Annotated in this window: 19 protein-coding genes and 1 tRNA gene; 12 read left to right on the forward strand and 8 right to left on the reverse strand. The window is 72.1% G+C overall.

Features of this window, described 5'->3' with window-relative positions; genetic code table 11:
- Positions 1-281 precede the first annotated feature (281 nt).
- Positions 282-1727: a phosphotransferase gene (locus FHX52_RS17690; protein ID WP_141823581.1), complete on the reverse strand. Its 1446-nt coding sequence runs from the start codon at positions 1725-1727 to the stop codon at positions 282-284.
- 85 nt (positions 1728-1812) lie between these two features.
- On the opposite strand from FHX52_RS17690, the gene nudC reads away from it, so the two are divergent.
- Positions 1813-2832 carry an NAD(+) diphosphatase gene (gene nudC / locus FHX52_RS17695; RefSeq protein WP_342777964.1) on the forward strand — a complete coding sequence of 340 codons (1020 nt, stop codon included), beginning with the start codon at positions 1813-1815 and terminating at the stop codon, positions 2830-2832.
- 62 nt (positions 2833-2894) lie between these two features.
- On the opposite strand, the gene FHX52_RS17700 is transcribed toward nudC, so the two are convergent.
- Positions 2895-3119, reverse strand: coding sequence for a mycoredoxin (locus tag FHX52_RS17700; protein WP_246070184.1), 225 nt, complete (start codon positions 3117-3119; stop codon positions 2895-2897).
- 164 nt (positions 3120-3283) lie between these two features.
- Between FHX52_RS17700 and ppk2 the strand changes: the two genes are divergently transcribed.
- The 6 genes from ppk2 (at position 3284) to FHX52_RS17725 (ending at position 7818) form a co-directional block, all read left to right on the forward strand.
- A complete protein-coding gene (ppk2, locus tag FHX52_RS17705; RefSeq protein WP_246070105.1) occupies positions 3284-4123 on the forward strand; it encodes a polyphosphate kinase 2 in 840 nt (279 codons plus the stop codon).
- 23 nt (positions 4124-4146) lie between these two features.
- Positions 4147-6270, forward strand: coding sequence for an ATP-dependent DNA helicase UvrD2 (locus FHX52_RS17710; RefSeq protein ID WP_281288031.1), 2124 nt, complete (start codon positions 4147-4149; stop codon positions 6268-6270).
- A 140-nt stretch (positions 6271-6410) separates the two neighbouring features.
- Positions 6411-6671, forward strand: a complete 261-nt coding sequence (locus tag FHX52_RS17715; RefSeq protein WP_141823584.1) for a hypothetical protein — start codon at positions 6411-6413, stop codon at positions 6669-6671.
- 274 nt (positions 6672-6945) lie between these two features.
- Positions 6946-7233, forward strand: coding sequence for a WhiB family transcriptional regulator (locus tag FHX52_RS17720; protein ID WP_141823585.1), 288 nt, complete (start codon positions 6946-6948; stop codon positions 7231-7233).
- A 74-nt stretch (positions 7234-7307) separates the two neighbouring features.
- Positions 7308-7442, forward strand: a complete 135-nt coding sequence (locus FHX52_RS24595; RefSeq protein ID WP_281288021.1) for a hypothetical protein — start codon at positions 7308-7310, stop codon at positions 7440-7442.
- 157 nt (positions 7443-7599) lie between these two features.
- On the forward strand, positions 7600-7818 hold the full coding sequence (locus FHX52_RS17725) for a hypothetical protein (protein WP_141823586.1): 219 nt from the start codon (positions 7600-7602) through the stop codon (positions 7816-7818).
- Between the two features lie 154 nt (positions 7819-7972).
- On the opposite strand, the gene FHX52_RS17730 is transcribed toward FHX52_RS17725, so the two are convergent.
- The 3 genes from FHX52_RS17730 to FHX52_RS17740 all read right to left on the reverse strand — a co-directional run bounded on the left by FHX52_RS17730 (position 7973) and on the right by FHX52_RS17740 (position 10750).
- Positions 7973-9310, reverse strand: coding sequence for an ABC1 kinase family protein (locus FHX52_RS17730; protein WP_141823587.1), 1338 nt, complete (start codon positions 9308-9310; stop codon positions 7973-7975).
- Positions 9311-9348: 38 nt separating this feature from the next.
- Positions 9349-10425: a hypothetical protein gene (locus FHX52_RS17735; RefSeq protein ID WP_141823588.1), complete on the reverse strand. Its 1077-nt coding sequence runs from the start codon at positions 10423-10425 to the stop codon at positions 9349-9351.
- 163 nt (positions 10426-10588) lie between these two features.
- Positions 10589-10750 carry a DUF5679 domain-containing protein gene (locus tag FHX52_RS17740; RefSeq protein WP_141823589.1) on the reverse strand — a complete coding sequence of 54 codons (162 nt, stop codon included), beginning with the start codon at positions 10748-10750 and terminating at the stop codon, positions 10589-10591.
- A gap of 181 nt (positions 10751-10931) precedes the next feature.
- On the opposite strand from FHX52_RS17740, the gene FHX52_RS17745 reads away from it, so the two are divergent.
- A complete protein-coding gene (locus FHX52_RS17745; RefSeq protein ID WP_141823590.1) occupies positions 10932-11483 on the forward strand; it encodes a M48 metallopeptidase family protein in 552 nt (183 codons plus the stop codon).
- On the opposite strand, the gene FHX52_RS17750 is transcribed toward FHX52_RS17745, so the two are convergent.
- Complete coding sequence (locus FHX52_RS17750) at positions 11470-12033, reverse strand: NUDIX hydrolase (protein WP_141823591.1); 564 nt, start codon at positions 12031-12033, stop codon at positions 11470-11472. The two genes, FHX52_RS17745 and FHX52_RS17750, sit on opposite strands and share 14 nt — an antisense overlap.
- Positions 12030-13871, reverse strand: coding sequence for a zinc-dependent metalloprotease (locus FHX52_RS17755; RefSeq protein ID WP_141823592.1), 1842 nt, complete (start codon positions 13869-13871; stop codon positions 12030-12032). Before FHX52_RS17755 ends, FHX52_RS17750 begins: the two co-directional genes overlap by 4 nt.
- A gap of 145 nt (positions 13872-14016) precedes the next feature.
- On the opposite strand from FHX52_RS17755, the gene FHX52_RS17760 reads away from it, so the two are divergent.
- Positions 14017-14469 carry a molybdenum cofactor biosynthesis protein MoaE gene (locus FHX52_RS17760; RefSeq protein ID WP_141823593.1) on the forward strand — a complete coding sequence of 151 codons (453 nt, stop codon included), beginning with the start codon at positions 14017-14019 and terminating at the stop codon, positions 14467-14469.
- Positions 14466-15608 (forward strand): YlbL family protein, encoded by a 1143-nt coding sequence (locus FHX52_RS17765; RefSeq protein ID WP_246070107.1) that lies wholly within the window; start codon positions 14466-14468, stop codon positions 15606-15608. The genes FHX52_RS17760 and FHX52_RS17765 overlap by 4 nt, the downstream gene beginning before the upstream one ends.
- Positions 15609-15633: 25 nt before the next feature.
- On the opposite strand, the gene FHX52_RS17770 is transcribed toward FHX52_RS17765, so the two are convergent.
- Positions 15634-16173: a PPA1309 family protein gene (locus FHX52_RS17770; protein ID WP_185747369.1), complete on the reverse strand. Its 540-nt coding sequence runs from the start codon at positions 16171-16173 to the stop codon at positions 15634-15636.
- Positions 16174-16363: 190 nt separating this feature from the next.
- Between FHX52_RS17770 and FHX52_RS17775 the strand changes: the two genes are divergently transcribed.
- Both FHX52_RS17775 and FHX52_RS17780 read left to right on the forward strand, forming a co-directional pair.
- Complete coding sequence (locus FHX52_RS17775) at positions 16364-19411, forward strand: UPF0182 family membrane protein (RefSeq protein WP_141823595.1); 3048 nt, start codon at positions 16364-16366, stop codon at positions 19409-19411.
- Between the two features lie 141 nt (positions 19412-19552).
- Positions 19553-19629, forward strand: a tRNA-Met gene (locus FHX52_RS17780).
- The last annotated feature ends 93 nt before the right edge of the window (positions 19630-19722 follow it).

Raw genomic sequence — 19722 nt, forward strand, 5'->3', positions numbered from 1 at the left:
CACACCACAGAGATGGGTCGGTCGTCGGCGAACGGTGGCGTGTGGGACCAAGTGGCCCTACTGCGTCGAGTGGCCGCGTCGTCACACGAGCGAGTGGCCCTGCTGCGTCGAGTGGCCGCGTCGTCACACCACAGAGATGGGTCGGTCGTCGGCGAACGGTGGCGTGTGGGACCAGGTGGCCACTCGAGCTGTGGGGCGGGTGAGGTCGCGGGGCCACTCGAGCTGTGGGGCGGGTGAGGTCGCGCGGCCACTCGAGGTGGGGGGAGAGGGACGTGCCGGCGTCAACTGCGCGCGTCGTGAGCGGGGTGGTCGGGACGGTGCTCGACGGGGACGAACTCCGACGCGCCCTCGTGCAGGTCGAGCAGACCGTCGTCCTCCTCGGGCAAGGCCTCGACCTCGTCGATCTCGAAGGTCGACGTGCTGTCGCCCGACGCGACGAAGGGCACCGCCGAGGAGTCGGCGGGCGACCCGGGCGGGGTCTGACGGGCCATCTGGCCTCTGGCCTGTCCAGGCGCCTCGGTCCAGGCCCCGGCGCCACCGCGTCCGGCACCGTCCACCGCGTCGCCCGCGTCGCCCGCGTCGCCCGCGTCGCCCGCGTCGCCCGCGTCGCCGAGCAGACCGGTCATGGCGACGGCTTGGGTCTCGGCCAGCATCGGGAAGGGATGGTGGGGCGCGGTGGCGTCCCACTCGGGCGCGGGTGGCGCCTCCGGGTCGTCCGGGTCGAGCGCGCTGGCCAGCGCGGCCTTCTCGCCGGCGCGGCGGGACCGCTCGCTGCGGGCCGCATCCTCACGGGCGTGCCGCTCGTCGTCCTGCTCGATGCGGTCGGCGAGCTCGCGCAGGCGCTCGGCCGTGCGCTCCACGAGGGCGAGGTCGCCGCTCGAGAGCGCCCGCAGCAGGGTGCGCAGGGGCGTCATCTCCGCCGCCAGCCGTGCCCTGGCGACGAGGGCTCCGTCGGGTCGCTCGACGCGCGACCGGGCATAGCTCTCGAGCACCGAGTCGAGCGTGTCGGGCCCGGCCCGGGCCACGAGGTCGGCGAAGTCGTCGGCCGGGTCACCGACCCGCGACTCCTCCCACGCGAGCACCCCGCGCACGTGGCCGCTGCCGGCGTCCTGCTCGTCGTCGAAGGACGCGAGCACGTTGGCGCCGGTGAAGGCGCCGTGCACCGGGCTCGGTGCGAAGCGCCACAGCGACACGTCCTCGAGCATCCGCTCCCAGCGCGTCAGCAGGTCGGTGGGCACGTGGCCGGTCGCTGCCGCCCGGTCGAGCTCGGAGAGCTGGCGCCGGCGGTGGGCCTCCGCGTCGTAGGTCGGCCGCCCAGCCTCTTCGAAGAGCAGGAGCTCGACGTTGTGGATGTGGGCGAGCGTGCGCCCCACCGCCTCGGCAAGCGGCCCCGGAGGGATGGCGGAGAAGTCGAGCGGTCGCCCCGGCACCCGCAGGTAGACGGCGGCACGGCCCTCTGCGACGGGCGCGTGGCCGCGCACCATCGGCATCGCGACATCGAGCCGGCGCCCGAGCAACGTCGAGAGCGCCGCGACGTCGTCGAGCATGGCCCCGGCAGCCGGGGTGAGCGGTGCCTTGACGACCCAGCGGCGGTCCTGGCTGTCCTGCACGTAGGCGACCTCGAAGAGATCGCCGGGCACGACCCGAACCCCCTCGACCGAGACCGGGTCGAGCCCCGGCACGGCGGAGCTCGCCAGCGCGGCGAGGACGAGCGGGCTGCGACTCACACGTCCACGGTATGCCGCGGGGCGGGCCGAGCGTGGGAGGCGAGCCCTCGTCGGGGCGGGGCGCCCGGCACCTAAGGTGGGGAGAGTGTCCCTGACGCCTCCCCGCACCCACACGAGACGTGACCCGCAGGACGACCGGCTGCGCGACCTCGCCCTGGCACGCGGTGGCCTCGACCGCGTCGCGCACGAGCGGACCCACCCCACGGTCGTCGATGACCTGCTCGGCGATCCCGCGACCAGAGTCGTCGAGCTGCGCGGTGAGCACCTGCGCGTCCGGTCCGGCGGCGGTGGCGACCTCGCCCTCCACTTCCGGGCGCCGGTCGAGGCCGACCGGGCGGGGCTGGGGCTGCATCTGGGCCGCGGACCGGACGGCACGGCATACCTCGGCGTCGTGTCGTCGGAGCCCGCGCCCGAGAACGCCCCCGAGCCGGCATCGGCGGCCGGCGCCGACGGGCCGGGCGAGGCCGAGACGTGGCTGACCCTGCGACAGGCGGGTGAGGCGCTCGGCGCCCGCGACGCCGGGCTCTTCACGACGGCGCTCGCCCTGTCCAACTGGCACGCGACGCACCGGCACTGCCCGCGCTGCGGCGCCGAGACCGAACCGACCCAGGCGGGCTGGGTGCGCCGGTGCGTGCGCGACGGCAGCGAGCACTACCCCCGCACCGACCCCGCGGTCATCATGTCGGTCATCGACCCCGACTACCGACTGCTGCTCGGGCGCGGCGCGCACTGGCCGGAGGGGCGCTTCTCGGTGCTCGCGGGCTTCGTCGAGCCGGGGGAGTCGTTCGAGGACGCGGTCGCCCGTGAGGTCGCGGAGGAGGTCGGCATCCGCATCGACGACGCCCGCTACCTCGGCAACCAGCCGTGGCCCTTCCCCTCCTCGCTCATGGTCGGCTACGCCGCGACGACGACGGAGACCGAGCTGCGCATCGACCCCGCCGAGATCGCAGAGGCTCGGTGGGTGACGCGCGAGGAGTACCGAGCTCTGTTGTCCAGCAACGAGATCCGCACACCGAGTGGCATCTCGATCGCCAAGCGCATCATCGAGCACTGGCTCGGTGCGACCGTCGAGTCGGTCGCTGGGCCGTCCGTGGTCGACCGTTGACGCGTCGGGCCCGGACCCCGCTGACCCCGCGGACCCCGCTGACCCCGGAGTAGCCGGGCGCGTCAGGCGCTCAGGCGAGCCCGCACCTCGGCGAGGGAGGGGTTCGTCGCCGCCGACCCGTCGGGGAAGAGGACAGTGGGCACCGTCCGGTTGCCGTCGTTGACTCTCTCGACGAAGTCGACGTGCTCGGGGTTCGCCTCGATGTCGATCTCGGTGAAGGGCACGCCCTCCCGGTCGAGCTGCGACCTGAGCCGGCGGCAGTAGCCGCACCACGACGTCGTGAACATCGTGACCGAGCCCGCGTCAGGCGTGAGGTCCGGGGCCGGGGGCGCCTCGGGGGTCGCGTCGGCGGTCACATCGGGCGTCGCGTGGGACATGCAGTTCCTCGGGTCTGTGGACGAAGGTGGACGGGTCTCGTCGCAGGGTCGGCTCTCGATGCAAGGATGAGCCCATGGCCCGCCACCGTGCAAAGCGACCCAAGAAGATGGACCTCGAGGTCTACAACGTCGAGGTGCGACGGCTGCAGGCCGACCTCGTGTCCTTCCAGGAGTGGGTGCGGGCGACCGGCCAACGCGTGGTCGTCGTCTTCGAGGGGCGCGACGCGGCCGGCAAGGGCTCGGCGATCAAGCGCATCACCGAGTACCTCAGCCCCCGCGTCGCTCGCATCGCGGCGCTCCCGGCGCCCACCGACCGCGAGAAGACCGAGTGGTACTTCCAGCGCTACATCGCCCACCTGCCGGCTGCCGGCGAGATGGTCCTCTTCGACCGGTCCTGGTACAACCGCGCCGGCGTCGAGCGGGTCATGGGCTTCTGCACCGACGAGCAGTACTCCCTCTTCCTCGAGCAGGCTCCGCTCTTCGAGAAGATGCTCGTCGACGACGGGGTCATCCTGCGCAAGTACTGGTTCAGCGTCTCCGACGTCGAGCAGGAGCGGCGCTTCCGCTCCCGGGCCAAGGACCCCATGCGCCAGTGGAAGCTCTCGCCGATGGACCTCGAGTCGATCACCCGCTGGGAGGACTACTCGGAGGCCAAGGACATCATGATGGACGCCACGAGCACCGACTGGGCGCCGTGGCACGTCGTCGAGTCGGAGGACAAGCGGCGTTCGCGGGTCAACGTCATGAACCACCTGCTGACCTCCATCCCGCACGAGCCGATGGAGGCCGAGGTGCCGCCCATCCCCGACCGCCCGGCCCCGCGTGGCTACGAGCGCCCCCCGCAGGACGGCCAGAACTACGTGCACGACCACGCCGCCGACGTCATGCGACTCGCCAAGGGTGATCCGTCCTGAGCGCAGTCCCCACGGCCGACGACATCCTGGCCGGTCTCGACCCCGAGCAGCGTGAGGTCGCGCTCGCGCCGCCCGGGCCGCTCTGCATCCTGGCTGGCGCCGGCACCGGCAAGACGCGGGCCATCACGCACCGCATCGCGTATGCCGTCCACTCCGGTGCGCAGCAGCCGCAACGGGTGCTCGCCCTCACCTTCACCGCCCGCGCCGCCGGCGAGATGCGCACGCGGCTGCGCGGGCTCGGTGTCCAGGGCGTGCAGGCGCGCACCTTCCACGCGGCCGCGCTGCGCCAGCTGCACTACTTCTGGCCCCAGGCGATCGGCGGGGCCGCCCCCGAGGTGATGAGCCACAAGGCCGCCGCCGTCGCCGAGGCCGCGAGCCGCCTGCGGATGCAGTTCGACCGCACGGCGATCCGTGACCTCGCCGCCGAGATCGAGTGGGCCAAGGTCAACGTCCTCACGCCGCAGTCGTATGCCGCCCGCGCCCGCACCGCGCGCCGCGAGCCCCCTGGCGTCGACCTCACGGCGATGGCGCGACTCTTCGAGGCCTACGAGGAGGTGAAGCAGCGGCGCGGCGTCATCGACTTCGAGGACGTGCTCCTGCTCACGGTCGGCATCCTCGACGAGCGCGAGGACATCGCGCGGGCGGTCCGGGGCCAGTACCGCCAGTTCGTCGTCGACGAGTACCAGGACGTCAACGACCTCCAACAGCGCCTCCTCGAGCTCTGGCTCGGCGAGCGCACCGACCTGTGCGTCGTCGGCGACCCGGCCCAGACCATCTACTCCTTCACCGGTGCCAGCCCGCGCCACCTCGTCGGCTTCCCCCAGCGCTTCCCGGGAGCGCACGTCGTGCGGCTCGTGCGCAACTACCGCTCCTCGCCCCAGATCGTCGCCCTCGCCAACACCATCGTGGCCTCGGGCACCCAGGCCGCTCGTGACGGCGCGGTGCGGCTGCTCGCGCAGGGTGAGCCGGGTCCCGAGCCGGTGCTCGAGTCGCACCCCGACGACCCGTCCGAGGCGGCGGCCGTGGCTGCCCGGATCCGGCAGCTCGTCGACGAGGGCACGCCGCCGTCGGAGATCGCCATCCTCTTCCGCACGAACGCCCAGTCGGAGGTTCACGAGAACGCCCTGAGTGACGCAGGGGTGCCCTACCTCGTGCGCGGCGGTGACCGATTCTTCGCCCGCAAGGAGGTGCGCGACGCGATCCTGCTGCTGCGCGGCGCCGCCCGTAGCGACGACGGCACCAAACCGCTCGGCGAGCTCGCCCGCGACGTCATCACCGGCGCAGGGTGGAGCCACGACCCGCCGGCCGGTGGAGGCGCGACCCGTGAACGCTGGGAGTCGCTGACGGCGCTCGCCACCCTCGCCGACGACCTGGAGACAGCCGCGCCCGAGGCGCGGCTGTCCGAGCTCGTCGCCGAGCTCGACCGACGTGCGTCCGAGCAGCACGCGCCGGCCGTGCAGGGGGTGACCCTGGCGAGCCTGCACGCCGCCAAGGGCCTCGAGTGGGACGTCGTCTTCCTCGTCGGCGCGTCCGACGGCCTCATCCCGATCTCCATGGCCGAGGGCCCGGAGGCGGTCGAGGAGGAGCGGCGGCTCCTCTACGTCGGCCTCACCAGGGCCCGCCGCCGGCTCCACCTCTCGTGGTCCGGGGCGCGCACGCCAGGGGCCCGCTCGACGCGTCGGGTCTCGCGCTTCCTCGCGCCTGCCGCCGGCATCCTCGGGCAGGGCGCACGCCCGGAGCAGGCGCCGCGATTCGGCGGTGGACGCAGGAGCGGGCCGAAGGTGGCCCGCATCGCGCACTGCCGGGGGTGCGGTGCCGAGCTCGTCACTGCGGCGCAGCGCAAGACGGGTCGCTGTGACACCTGCCCGCCGACCTATGACGAGGCGACGTTCGAGCGGCTGCGCGCGTGGCGGCTCGCCGTGGCCCGCGAGGCCAGCGTGCCGGCCTTCGTCGTCTTCACCGACGCGACGCTTACCGCGATCGCCGAGTCGGAGCCGGCGGACCAGGGTGCACTGTCGATGATCAGCGGTGTCGGCGCGCGCAAGCTCGAGCAGTACGGCGCCGACGTCCTCGCCATCCTCCAGGGGGCCGACCCTGAAGAGCTTCTCGAGAAGGCTTGTGCCGCAAGGGAATCCAGCGATTCTTGACGTTCGCTGAAAAAAGCTCGGAAAAGTTCGTTAATTCAGTTGTTCGCTCGCGAGGGCCCCGCGTACCCTTGACGGAGTCAAGCCCAGTGGCTCAGGTGGCCAGCTGGGGAACGCGAGAAGAAGTGAGGAGGGCCGGTCTGATGGACAACACCACGATGACGATGAACGCAGTGACCTGCGTGCTTTCCGTGCGTCCGCGTGTCGCCGGCCCGGTTCGCCTTGCCGCCGCGTTCCTCATGGACCAGGGGACCACCCTGCCCGTCGCCGCCCTCACGGGTGACCGTGTCGTCGGCTTTGGCGCCCTTGTCAAGGGACAGGTCTCTGTCGATGTCCGCGCCATCGCCCCGACGTACAAGACCCCCGATGTCGTTCGCTCCCGCTCCGGGAGGCCACCGGTCTGACCCAGACCGAGCCTCACCTCCCAGGCCGCGAACCCGACATCACGGGTCCGCGGCCTTTCTGTTGTCTCCGGACACCTGCCGCTCAACGAAGACCGACCAGCAGCACCGCCACCAGTGCACCTACCGGTGCCAGACAGATCAGGGACAAGACATGACTCCTCGCATGCCGAGCAGCAGGACCGAGACCCGCACCTCCGGTGCCGGGCTTCGGACCAAGCCAGGAACGAGTGAACAGGCGGCCCCCGTGACGGGGACCCCGGAGATGGAGGTGACCATGCCACTCAGCGAGATGCTCGATCTCGGGACGGAGGCGCAGCAGCTCGGCGAGACCATCCCGTGTCGCGACTACGACGCGGAGCTCTGGTTCGCCGAGCGACCGGAGGACGTGGAGTTCGCCAAGACGCTCTGCGGTCTCTGCCCCGCGCGGCTCCAGTGCCTCGCCGGCGCCCTCGAGCGCCAGGAGCCCTGGGGCGTCTGGGGAGGTCAGCTCCTCGTCCAGGGCGCAGTCGTCGCCCGCAAGCGGCCGCGCGGCCGCCCCCGCAAGCACCCTGTGGCCGCCTGAGCCTGCGTGACCACGCATGGTCCAGACCCCACCGGCCCCCGACACCAACCCATTCCGAAGATCAGGAGATCGTCATGAACCAGCTCGAGATGCTGGCTCGCGACCGGATCAACGAGCGCAGTCAGCGCCAGGAACGCCGCGGCATCCGTCGCAGCGCCCGGCTGATCGCCCAGGAGATCCGCGCCAGTCGACGCCACGACCAGAAGTGAGGGACCGCCCCGAGAGGGTCCCAGCAGGACAATCGAATCGAGTGAGCAAGCCGCGGGTGACGCGCACGTCACCCGCGGTTTTGCGTGTCCGGGCGGCTCTGCACCCCATGCCGCACGTCGGCGCATAATCGATGGCGTGGGCAACGAAGAACGAACTGTGAGCGACCTCCGGCCAGACGGCGAGCAGTCTGCCGCGGCGGGCGCACCGCTCGTCTGCGCGACCTGCGGACGCCGTCCCGAGTCTGGAGAGGCGGCCACGGCCCGACTCACGTGGAGTCGCGTCACGAGCGGCGCCGCCGCCGCGTGGACGTGCGACCGGTGCAGCCGCGAGCACCTGCGCTCCATCGAGGGCAAGCTCGACCCCGACTGGTGGTGAGCCCTCCAGCCGCTTCCTGGGGGTGAGCCCTCGAGCCGCCGCCGACGGGGGTCGCTGACCCAGAGGTGTGTGCGCGGGCGAGCCGCACACGCACGGACTGTGCGCACACGGCATACCGGGTGTGGCTGACCTCGAGGAGTGCGCCTGACGGGGCTCAGCCCGCGCCGCGCTGCCCGATCGGGGGCAGGTCGGCACCGGGCAGGAGCGCGTCGACGATCTCGCGTCCGCGCACCGTACCCCCGAGCTGGCAGAGCACCCCGATGCTCCCGCCCCAGACCCGGTGGATGAGGAGGTACTCCGGGGGCAGGTTGAGCTTGTAGCCGACGGCGTAGTTGGGCTGTCGCGGGTCGTTGATGTGGGCGAAGACGCCGCGCAGCCAGTCACGACTGAAGGTGAACTCGTCCTCACGGAAGGGAGCCATGAACGGTTCGAGGTAGTCGAGGAGGCGCTGCGGGTCGAGGTCGATGCCCGAGCGCACGAAGCCCAGCTCGCGCAGACCGTCGAGCACCTCCTGGGCGCTGCCCTCGAGGCCCGTGGTGAGCAGCGGACCGATCTCTGCGGGCATGCCGTCGGGCAGCCGGTTGACTGCGCCGAAGTCGATGATGCCCAGCCGGTTGTCGGGGGTCATGCGGAAGTTGCCGGGGTGGGGGTCGGCGTGCAGCAGGCCGGCCTCGGCAGGGCCCGCCAGCAGGAACTCGAGGTAGAGCTGCGAGGCGTCGTCGCGTTCCTCAGGGGTGCCGTCGGAGATGATCTGCGAGAGCGGCTTGCCCTCGAGCCACTCCGAGACGATGACGTGCTCGGCGTGCGCCACGACGGCCGGGATGGCGAAGTCCTCGTCGTCGGTGAAGGCGTCGGCGAAGGTCGCCTGCGACCGCGCCTCGAGGCGGTAGTCGAGCTCCTCGGCCATGCGGTCGCGCAGCTCGTCGAGGATCGGACCGATGTCGAGCCCCGGCACCCACCCCGCGGCCACCTTGGCGACCCGCGAGATCTGGCGCAGGTCGCCCATGAGGGCCGCGCCGGCGCCGGGGTACTGGATCTTGACGGCGACGTCGCGCCCGTCGGCCCACACACCGCGGTGCACCTGGCCGATCGACGCCGAGGCGACCGGCTGGTCGTCGAAGGAGCGGAACTTGCTGCGCCAGCGGACGCCGAAGTCGGCTCGGAGCACCTCGTGCACCGAGCTCGTCGGCATCGGCGGTGCGCTGTCCTGCAGCTTGGTGAGGGTCGCCCGGTAGGGGACCGCGATCTCCTCCGGGAAGGCTGCCTCGAAGATCGAGAGCGCCTGCCCGAACTTCATCGCGCCACCCTTGAGCTCACCGAGCACCTGGAAGAGCTGCTGCGCGGTGCGGGCCTGGAGCTCGGCGGCGACGACCTCGGCCGGCTTGCCGCCGATCCGCTTGCCGAATCCGAGCGCGGTGCGACCGGCGAACCCGAGCGGCACGCTGGCCAGCTTGGCGCTGCGCACCACGGCCTTGCGGGGCAGATCGGTCACGGCACCTCCTCGGTCGACGTACGGGGCCACCTGCGAGCCTACGTTCTGCCGGGCTCCCGCGCTGAGGCGGTGCCACCCGGCGTGGGACCGCCGCCCTGCAGCCGCGACGTCCGGTGCCGGCAGCGGGGATGGGGCGGCCACCGTCGGTGGTCGATGCGCGGCCAGGGCAGGGTCACCTCGACGGCGACGCCGGGCGGGGGAGGGTCACCCGCGAGCGAGCGGGCCACGAGGGCGGCCACGGTGCCTGCGACGAGCTGCGACAGCCCCGGTTCGCCGGCACGCGGCGGGTCCGCGGCCGGGCGCGGCTCCACCTGTGGCGCGACCGAGTCCACAGGCACGGTGGCCACCTGGGCCATGACCGTCGGCCAGGCAGCGTCGCGGTCGCTGCGGTGCAGGTCGAGGCACCAGAGGCACGGTGCAGCGGGCGTGCCGTCGACGAGCGGGCCAACGACGGCGCGCGACCCGGTCGTGACGACGGGCAGGTGCGGCACCCCGCGCCGGAGCCAGAGGTCTCCGCGGCGCGGGTCGAGGGCGATGTCGGCGACGAGGACGACGGCTGCGGGCTGCGCCGACCCCGAGCCGCCGGCACCAACCGCACCCATGACACCGACGTCACCCGTGACACGCAGGGCATCCATCACACCGTCGGAGTCCACGGGGCCGGGTGCGGCGGCAGCACCGGTCTCGAGAAGGCGCGTCAGGTCAGAGGCCAGGGAGCCGTCACCCTCGACGAGCACGTGCGACCCGGTGCGAGCCGCCGGGCTTGCCGCCGCCGCTGAGTGAACGGAGTGAACGGAGCGGACGGAGCGGTCCGAGCCGTCGGAGCGGTCGGGGTGCGGAGTCGCCACGGGTTCGAGCAGCCCCAGCCGCCCGACGAGGTCGAGCAGGACGCGCCACCGGCGCCTGGAGACCCCGCTGGCCCTCGCGACGAGGTCGAGAGCGTCGGGCGGCATCGTGCCGTCGAGACGGCCGAGCAGGCGGGCCTCGTCGGGCGTCACACCGGTCACGATCGGGCCGCCCTCGAGCACCCCGAACTGCACCTCGCCGGGGCGCCTCGTGATGGGGCGCAGCCAGAGGGGGATGGCGGCATACGGGCCGGGGTGGGCGGTGTTCATCGGACCTCCGAGGGGAGCGGCGTGCAGCCGCGGCGGCTCAGGGCCTCAGCGTCGCAGGCGGATCCGTCCCGACCGCGCCGTCGTCCACAGGAATGCAGCAGGGGCGGGACCATGGTGGTCCCGCCCCTGCTCACACGGCGTCAGCGACGCCGTCACGACCTGTTCAGGCCTTGCCCAGGATGCGGTTGAGGTTCGTGCCGCACACGGGGCACACGCCCTTGGCCATCCGGCGGCCGTTGTCAGAAACGACAACCTTGCCCTCGGCCTCGCGCTTCTCCTTGCACTTGACGCAGTAGAACTCGCCCTTGTAGGTCTCGTCAGCCATTGGTGTGTCTCCTTGTTGCTGGCGCCCATCCGACGGGCGCCTCGGCTCGCACAACCCTAGAGCACGCTGAGCACGAAATCATGCTCCCGCCCCGCTTGGCGTGCCCGGGGATGATGCGGTAGAACGCGCGGGCGCGGTCAGGGTCCCCGCCGCTGTCGGTGCTCGGGCTTACCCTGCCCTCATGGCGACGGCGCGGCGCGAGGTGGTGCAGACGGTGGTCGACGGGGTCACCGTCGAGGTCCGCCGCAGTGCCAAGCGTCGCCGCACGGTCTCCGCCTACCGCCAGGAGGGGCAGCTCGTCGTCCTCGTGCCCGCCCGCATGAGCGCCGCTGAGGAGGGGGAGTGGGTGCGCACCATGGTCGCGCGCGTCGCCGCCTCCGAGCGGCGCAAGCAGCGCAGCGACGGCGACCTCGAGCGGCGCGCGCTCGAGCTCTCCCGCGAGCACCTTGGTGGAAGAGCCGTCCCCTCGAGCGTGCGCTGGGTGTCCAACCAGAGCAGCCGCTGGGGGTCGTGCACGCCCGCCGAGGGCACGATCAGGCTCTCCGACAAGCTTCAGGGCATGCCGACGTGGGTCGTCGACTACGTCCTGCTCCACGAGCTCGCGCACCTGCTCCAGCCGGGTCACGGCCCGCAGTTCTGGCGGCTCATCGAGGGCTACCCCCGCCTCGAGCGGGCCAGGGGCTACCTCCACGGCGTCTCGGCGAGCGCCGGCCTCGGTCTCAGCGACGATTGAGGCGACGGGCCCCCTCGATGAGCGGCACGAGGTCTGCCGGGGCTCCGTCGGGCAGCCGGTCGGCCGGCCACCAGCGCACGTCGAGCGACTCCTCGCTCACCGAGTGCCCAGCGGCGGCCGGAGCGATGGCTGCGTAGCGCACGTCGAGGTGCTCGCGGCACCGACCGAACGACGCGGCGAGGGCGTGCCGGCTGAGGTCGACGATGTCGGGCAGCACGACGAGCGAGTCGATGCCCGACTCCTCCACCGCCTCACGCGCAGCGCCCGCCCGCATCGTGGCGTCCTGCTCCTCGAAGTGCCCACCGAACTGGAGCCACAGCCGCGCCTTGGGATGGTGCGTGAGGAGCACGTGCTCGCCGCTCTCGTCGAGCACGATGACGCTGCCCGTGAGGTGCGCCGGCGGGCCCGACCGCGCCATCGCGTCGGGATGCTCCTCGAGGTGGCACAGGTAGTCGCGCCGAAGCTGCTCCTGCTCCCCGCTCGGCGCCGCCCACTCCGTCAGCCGGCCGACGGCGTCCTCGCGGAGCGAGAGGTATGCCGCAGCGGTCACTCGCGCTCGCCGGTGGACGGGCCGTCGGCGCCGGGGGTCTCGTCGTCCGGTCCGTGCGTGTCTCCGCCGGTGCCGCCCGAGCCGCCTCCGGCCTCACGGGCGCGGTCGGCCTCCTCGAGGATTCCGCGCAGCACCGCGTCGAGGTCGCTGGCCTGAGATCCTTCGATCCCTTCGACGCCCGCTGCCTCCGAGCCGGCGATCGACCCGGCCGCAGCGCCGGACCCGCCCGTGGCCCGCTGGACGTAGCCGATGGGGTCGTCGAGGTCGGCAGCCGTCGGCGCGAGGTCGGGGTGGGCCCAGCGGCTGTCGCGCAGGTCGGCGCCACCGGCGTTCTCCAGCGCGGCCCAGAGGTTGGCCGCGTCACGCAGCCGGCGCGGGCTGAGGTCGAGCCCCACGAGGCCGGCGAAGGTCTTCTGCGCGGCCCCGCCGACCCGCCGACGACGGATCGTCTCGGCCAGGGCCGCGGACTGGGGCAGGTGCGAGGCGGTGGCGCGGTCGCTCACGTGGTCGACCCAGCCCTCCGCGAGGGCGAGCAGGGTCTCGAGGCGGGCGAGGGCCGCCTGCTGCGCCGGCGTCGGGTGCGGGCGGAAGAGGTTGCCCTGGAGGGCGCCGCGCAGGGCCTCGGGGTCGGAGGCGTCGATCGTCGTGAGGGCCGACTCGATGGCCTCGGTGTCGATGGTGATGTTGCGGGCGTAGTCGTCCACCGCCGAGAGCAGCTGGGGCCCGAGCCACGGCACCTCGGAGAAGAGGCGCACACGAGCCGCCTCGCGCACCGCGAGGTAGAGCCGCACCTGGGGCAGGTCGATCTCGAGCGACTCCGCCAGGGCGGCGACGTTGCCCGGCAGGAGCGCCACGAGGCCCGGCTCGGTGAGGGGCAGCCCGACCTCGGTGCCGCCGACGACCTCGGTCGCGAGCGTGCCGACGGCCTGGCCGAGCTGGGCCGAGAACATCTGCCGGCTGAGGTTGCCGAGCATCGGGGCCCACTGCTCCACCATGGCGCGCGGGTCGAATCCCTCGGGCATGCCGGGGGGCAGGGCCTCGCCGAAGGCCTCAGGACCGAGCTCGCCCATCTGCTTGCGCAGCGCGTCCGACGTCGCCGCCGTGACACCGTCGCTCACCGGCTCGATGAGCTCGAACCAGCGCGGCATCGTCGCCTCGACCCACTCGGCCCGCGAGAGGCCGGTCGCGCGCCAGGCCGGGGCGGCAAGGGTGGTCTGCTCGTCGAGCCAGAGGGTGGCGACGGCGACGGCGTCGGCGACGGCCCGCGCCGCGGCCGGGTCGTGCACGTCGTTGCCCTCGCTCGCGAGCACGTGCTTGCGCGCGACGTCCGTCGCGAGGTCGCGCGAGCCCGTCGGGGTCTGCTGTGCCTGCATGAAGGTGCCCAGCTGGGCGCGCATCGCGGCCTGCGTGGCGGGGTCCGTCGGGTCGACGCCCATGCTGCGCATCACCTCGGCGAGCTCCGGGTTGTTCGCCGCCTCGCCGAGCACCTGCTCGAGCATCGCACCGAGGTCACCGCCGCCGAAGCCGCCGGGCCCACCGGCGCCACCGAAACCGCCGAAGCCACCCGGCCCACCGAGCCCTGAGAGGCCGGCGAAGGGGTCGGTCCCGCTGTCGCGGCTGCCGCCACGCAGCGGCAATCCGAATGGGGAGTCCATGGGGTTGCGGCGCGTGACGTCCTCACCGGACCCGAGTCCTGAGTCGTCGCCCGCGCTGTCGCTGGTGCTGTCGCCCGTGCCTGTGCTGGCGCCGTCACCGGCACCGCTGCCGACCTCGTTGCCGGTCTCGTCCTCGGGGCGCTGCTCGCCCTCGTTGCCGTCGGGTCCGCGGTCGTCCGCCATGTCAGCTCATCCCCACTCACCAGGTGTCGTCGTCCTACCACCAAGACAACCACGGATCCGGCCCGTTGGTTCCCGCGTCCGCGTGGGGTGAGCGTGACCGGAGCGTGACGTCACCGCACAGCGGTTGCTGGGTCCGCGGCATACGATGCTCGTCGTGACCGTCGCCCTGGCCGAGATCCGCGAGACACCCCTGTCGGTCGACGAGGTGCTCGCGAGCGTCACCCACCCGCAGGCCGGCGGCACGTGCCTCTTCGTCGGCACGGTGCGCGACCACGACGGACACGGCGACGGGCCGGACGACGGCAACCGCGGCGTCAGCCACCTCGACTACTCCGCGCACCCGCAGGCGGGCGACGTCGCCCGCGCGCTGGCCGACCGGCTCGCGGCGGAGGGCCGCGTCGTGCGCATCGCGGTCGTGCACCGTGTCGGCCACCTCGAGGTCGGCGACCTCGCCGTCGTCTGCGGGGTGAGTGCCGCCCACCGAGCCGAGGCCTTCGAGGTGTGCCGGGCGCTCATCGACGAGTTCAAGGCGACCGTGCCGATCTGGAAGCACCAGCAGTTCGCCGACGGCGGCGACGAGTGGGTGGGCCTGCCGTGAAGACGATCAAGCGGGTGCCCGCCGCGGGCACCGACGAGCAGGCGTATGCCGCGTGGGACGACTCCGCCGACGGTTCGACCGGTCGCGGCCGGCTCACCCGCGGCAACAAGATCACGCTGGGCCTCTTCTTCGCCTTCCTCGTGCTCATGGTGGCGGGCTCCCTCGTCAAGCTGCCGTATGCCGTGATGAGTCCGGGCCCCACCGTCAACACCCTGGGCGACAGTCCCGGCACGACGAAGCCGATCATCACCGTCTCCGGCCTGCCGACGTATCCCACCGACGGCGCCCTGAAGTTCACGACGGTGCGCGTCGAGGGCGGGCCGGGCTACCCGGTCGACGTGTGGGACGTCCTGCAGGCCTGGGTCGACCCCTCGCGCGACGTCTTCCCCGTCGACGAGATCTTCGACCCGCAGGTGTCGCAGGAGCAGGTCGCCGAGGAGAACGCCGTCCAGATGGAGGGCTCGCAGGAGGAGGCGACGGCCGTCGCGCTGCGGGGTCTCGGCAAGGACGTGCCCACCCACGTCTCGGTCGCGGGCCTGGCCCCGACCTCCAAGGCGAAGGGGCTGCTCCAGGCCAAGGACCGCTTCGTCAAGGTCGGGGGGACCGACATCACGACGGCCGAGAGCGTGCGCGCGGCCCTCCAGCAGGTCAAGCCGGGCGAGAAGGTCGCCGTCACGGTCGAGCGCGACGGCAAGGACGTCACCGTCGAGGTCCCGACGATCAAGGGCCAGGGCGGCCGCACCGCGCTCGGGGTCATCCTCGGCCTGACCCACGACTTCCCGGCGAAGGTGACGATCGACGCCGGCTCGGTCGGGGGACCCTCGGCGGGCCTGATGTTCGCGCTCGGCATCTACGACAAGCTGACGCCCGGCGCTCTCACCGGCAACCACCAGGTGGCGGGCACGGGCACCATCGACGACGGCGGCAACGTCGGCCCGATCGGGGGCATCAAGCAGAAGCTCGCCGGGGCGCGCGCCGGTGGGGCGGAGTTCTTCCTCGCCCCCGCCGACAACTGCAACGAGGTGGTCGGCAACATCCCGGACGGCCTCGAGGTCTTCAAGGTCAGCACCTTCGACGAGGGGCGCACCGCCGTCGAGGCGATCGCCAAGGGCCGCACCGGGTCGCTGCCCCGCTGCTGACGGGGGAGCCGCCGGGGTTGCCGGGTCAGTCCTCGAAGGTCGCCTGCAGGGCCGCCACGAGCCCTGGCGCGATGTCGCGGCCGGTGGCCACGGCGTCGTCCGAGTCGTGCGCGCGCTGGCGCAGGAGGCAGATCGAGGTGCCGTCGCGCAGCACGGCGACGAGGAGGCGCACGTCCTGACGATCGGGGTGGGCGGCGAGGTGGTCGACCGCCGCCTCCGGGCGCTCCGGCAGGTCGCGCTCGGCGTCCGGGGGCACGACCATGCGCTCGATCGCGAAGGCGCACCCGTCGACCTCCGGCGGCCACGCGAGGCGCCCGAGGAGCGTCTCGAGCGAGCTCGTCGCAGGCAGGCCCTCCTGCTCGATGGCGCTGAGGGCCCCCTCGGCCAGGTCGGAGGTGCCCATCTGCTCGCGCAGGTGCGGCTCGCGGGCCAGCAGGTCGGCGGTGCGCACGAGCGCGAAGAGCCGCGGTGGCTGGTCCCAGCCGCCGGCGGCGACGTGGCGCTCGGCGTCGAGGGCGGCGATGGCGAGGGGGTCGGCGACCGGCTGGACGTTCACGGCACCCATGCTGCCGTATGCCGCCCGGCCGGGCCCCACGGCATACTCCCGCTCGTGCGTGGGCAGTCGTTGGTCAGTCGTCGGTCAGTCGTTGGTCACGGTGCGGCATCGGCCCGCTCGGACACATAAGGAGCCGGGTTATGGTTGGCGCCAGGCGGCCCGGCCGCCCCCTCAGCCCGGCGACCACAAGGCACTCCACGTGAGCGACAGCAACTTCGGCCCCCCACCGAGCAACTTCAACGACGACGACGGCAACGGTCCTCCGCGACGGGGCGACACCGCCATGCTGCCGCCCGCGCGCAAGCCGCTCGTCACGGCGCTCGTCGTCGCCGGTGTCCTCGTCGTCCTGCTCGGCATCGCGGCGCAGTTCTGGACCGAGGTGCTCTGGTACCAGTCGGTCAGCTTCTCCGGCGTCTTCAGCACGCAGATCATCACCAAGGTCCTGCTCGGCGTCATCGGCGGCCTGCTGACGGCCGCCGTCGTCTGGTCGAGCATCCACATCGCCTACCGCAACCGGCCGATCTACGCGCCGTCGCCCGACACCCAGGCGATGGAGCACTACCGCGAGCTCGTCGAGCCGATGCGTCGCACCGCGACGATCGCCGCTCCGCTCGCAATCGGGCTCTTCGCCGGACTGTCCGCAGCGACCCAGTGGGACACCTTCCTGCTCTGGCGCAACAGCCAGCCCTTCGGCCAGACCGACCCGGAGTTCGGCCTCGACATCGGCTTCTTCGTTTTCGACCTGCCGTGGATCAACTTCGTCGTCGCCTTCCTCACGATGATCCTCGTCATCGGCTTCATCACCGCGGCCTTCACGCACTACCTCTACGGCGGCATCGTCGCGGGTCAGAAGATGCGCTCGACCCAGGCGGCCAGGGTGCACCTGTCGGTCATCGCAGCCGTGCTCGTGCTCGTGCGCGCCGTGGCGTTCTGGATCGACCGCTACAACCTCGCGACGGCACAGTCGACGCGCATGACCGGTATCCAGTACACCGAGGCGCACGCCGTCATCCCGACGAAGGGCATCCTCGCGATCGCGGCCGTCATGTGCGCCGGCATGTTCATCGCGACGATCTGGACCCGCTCGTGGCGGCTGCCGCTCGTCGGTGTCGCGGTGCTCGCCGTCATCGTCGTGGCCGTCGGCGGCATCTACCCGGCCCTCGTGCAGTCGCTCAAGGTCGGCCCGTCGGAGAAGTCGCTCGAGGTCCCCTACATCCAGCGCAACATCGACGCGACCCGGGCGGCCTACGGCTTCAACCAGATCAAGGTCGACTCCTACGACACCAACACCGTCGCGGCGCCCGGTCAGCTGCGCGGCGACGCGGCGACGGTGCCCGGCATCCGGCTCATCGACCCCAACGTCGTGAGCCCCACCTTCAAGCAGCTCGAGGCGAGCAAGGGCTACTACCAGTTCGCCGACGTGCTCGACGTCGACCGCTACACGATCGACGGCGTGCCCACCGACACCGTCATCGCCGCCCGCGAGCTCGACCTCGGCGGCGTGCCGGACGGGCAGCGCAACTGGCTCAACGACCACACCGTCTACACCCACGGCTACGGCGTCGTCGCGGCCAAGGGCAACACCCGTGAGGACGACGGCCGCCCGAGCTTCTTCGAGTCGCAGATCGGCACCGAGGGCAAGCTCGGCAAGTACGAGCCGCGCATCTACTTCGGCGAGCAGTCGCCGGAGTACTCCATCGTCGGCGGCGACAAGAAGGAGTTCGACTACCCGGACCCCGAGGGCACCGGGCAGATCACCTACACCTACCAGGGCACCGGTGGCGTCGAGCTCGACGCGGTCAAGCGGATGGCCTACGCGATCAAGTACCGCGAGATCAACTTCCTGCTCTCCGACGCCGTCACCAACGACTCGCGCATCCTCGACCACCGCACGCCCCGCGACCGCGTCCAGCGGGTCGCTCCCTGGCTGACGCTCGACGGCAACGCCTACCCGGCGGTCGTCGACGGCCGCGTGCTGTGGATCCTCGACGGCTACACGACCTCGGCCAACTACCCCTACTCCGAGACCACGACGCTCGACCAGGCGACTGAAGACTCGGTCACGAGCGTGCGCCAGTCGGTGCGGGCCGTGCAGGCCGGCAAGGTCAACTACGTGCGCAACTCGGTCAAGGCCACGGTCGACGCCTACGACGGCACCGTGACGCTCTACCAGTGGGACGAGTCCGACCCCGTGCTCAAGGCCTGGATGTCGATCTTCCCCGACAGCGTCAAGCCGCTCGCCGACATCCCGGGCTCGCTCATGAAGCACCTGCGCTACCCGGAGGACCTCTTCAAGGTGCAGCGCCAGCTGCTCCAGAAGTACCACGACACCGACGCGGCCTCCTTCTACGGCGGCCAGAACTTCTGGCGGGTGCCGGACGACCCGACGCAGCAGGGCGTCGACCTGCTCCAGCCGCCCTACTACCTGTCGCTCGCCATGCCCGGCCAGGACGAGCCGGCGTTCTCGCTGACCTCGACGTTCATGCCTGTCGGTGACCGCAACGTGCTGACCGGCTTCCTCGCCGTCAACGGCGACGCCGGTAGCGAGACGGGCAAGAAGGCAGCCGGCTACGGCACGATCCGGCTGCTCGAGACGACAGGTGGCACGGTCAACGGCCCGGGCCAGGTCTACAACGACATGCGTAGCTCGGCGGTGTCGTCGAAGGATCCCGAGCTGCCCACGACCTTGGCGCAGTACATCGGCACGACGTCCAACAACGGCAACGTCGTCATCTTCGGCAACCAGCTGACCCTGCCGGTCGGCGGTGGGCTGCTCTACGTCCAGCCGATCTACTCGCAGGCACGTTCGTCCTCGGGCACCTACCCGCGCCTCGTCGCGGTGGCCGTGGCCTTCGGCAACAAGATCGCGTGGGCCGGCTCGCTCGACGGGGCGCTCAACGACCTCTTCGGCGGCTCGTCGGGTGCATCTGCCGGTGACACGGGAACCAACACGCCCGCGACGCCGACACCGGGGTCGACGGGCTCGACGGGCTCCGGCGGCACCCCGACGACCTCGCCGACGCCGACGGGCACCTCGACCGCCACACCGGCGCCGGGGGCCACCCCGAACGCTGCGGCGCTCGCTCAGGCGCTCAAGGACGCTGAGGCCGCGTATGCCGAGGGCGAGGCCGCGCTGAAGCGTGGCGACTTCTCGGCCTACGGTGCCGCGCAGACAAAGCTCAAGGATGCCCTCAAGCGCGCGGTCGACGCCTCGCCGCAGGGCACCGCGACGACGAAGGCGCCCTGACCCGAGCCGGGAGATCCCGTTGTGGCGGTGCATGGATCATGCACCGCCACAACGGGATCCGTGCGTTCGGAGGTGTGTGCGGGCGTTGCGTCACCCCGATTTGGTGTCTGCGTCGGATTCGCGTAACGTTGCTCTTGCCGACGCGGGGTGGAGCAGCTCGGTAGCTCGCCGGGCTCATAACCCGGAGGTCGCAGGTTCAAATCCTGCCCCCGCTACCAATCGCAAGGCAACGACGAAGGGCCCCGGAGAGATCCGGGGCCCTTCGTCGTTCGTGCCCACGGTCGTGCAGGTGGCGCAGACGTGCACGATGG

The sequence above is a fragment of the Humibacillus xanthopallidus genome, assembly GCF_006717145.1.
GTDB classification, from domain to species: Bacteria; Actinomycetota; Actinomycetes; order Actinomycetales; family Dermatophilaceae; genus Humibacillus; species Humibacillus xanthopallidus.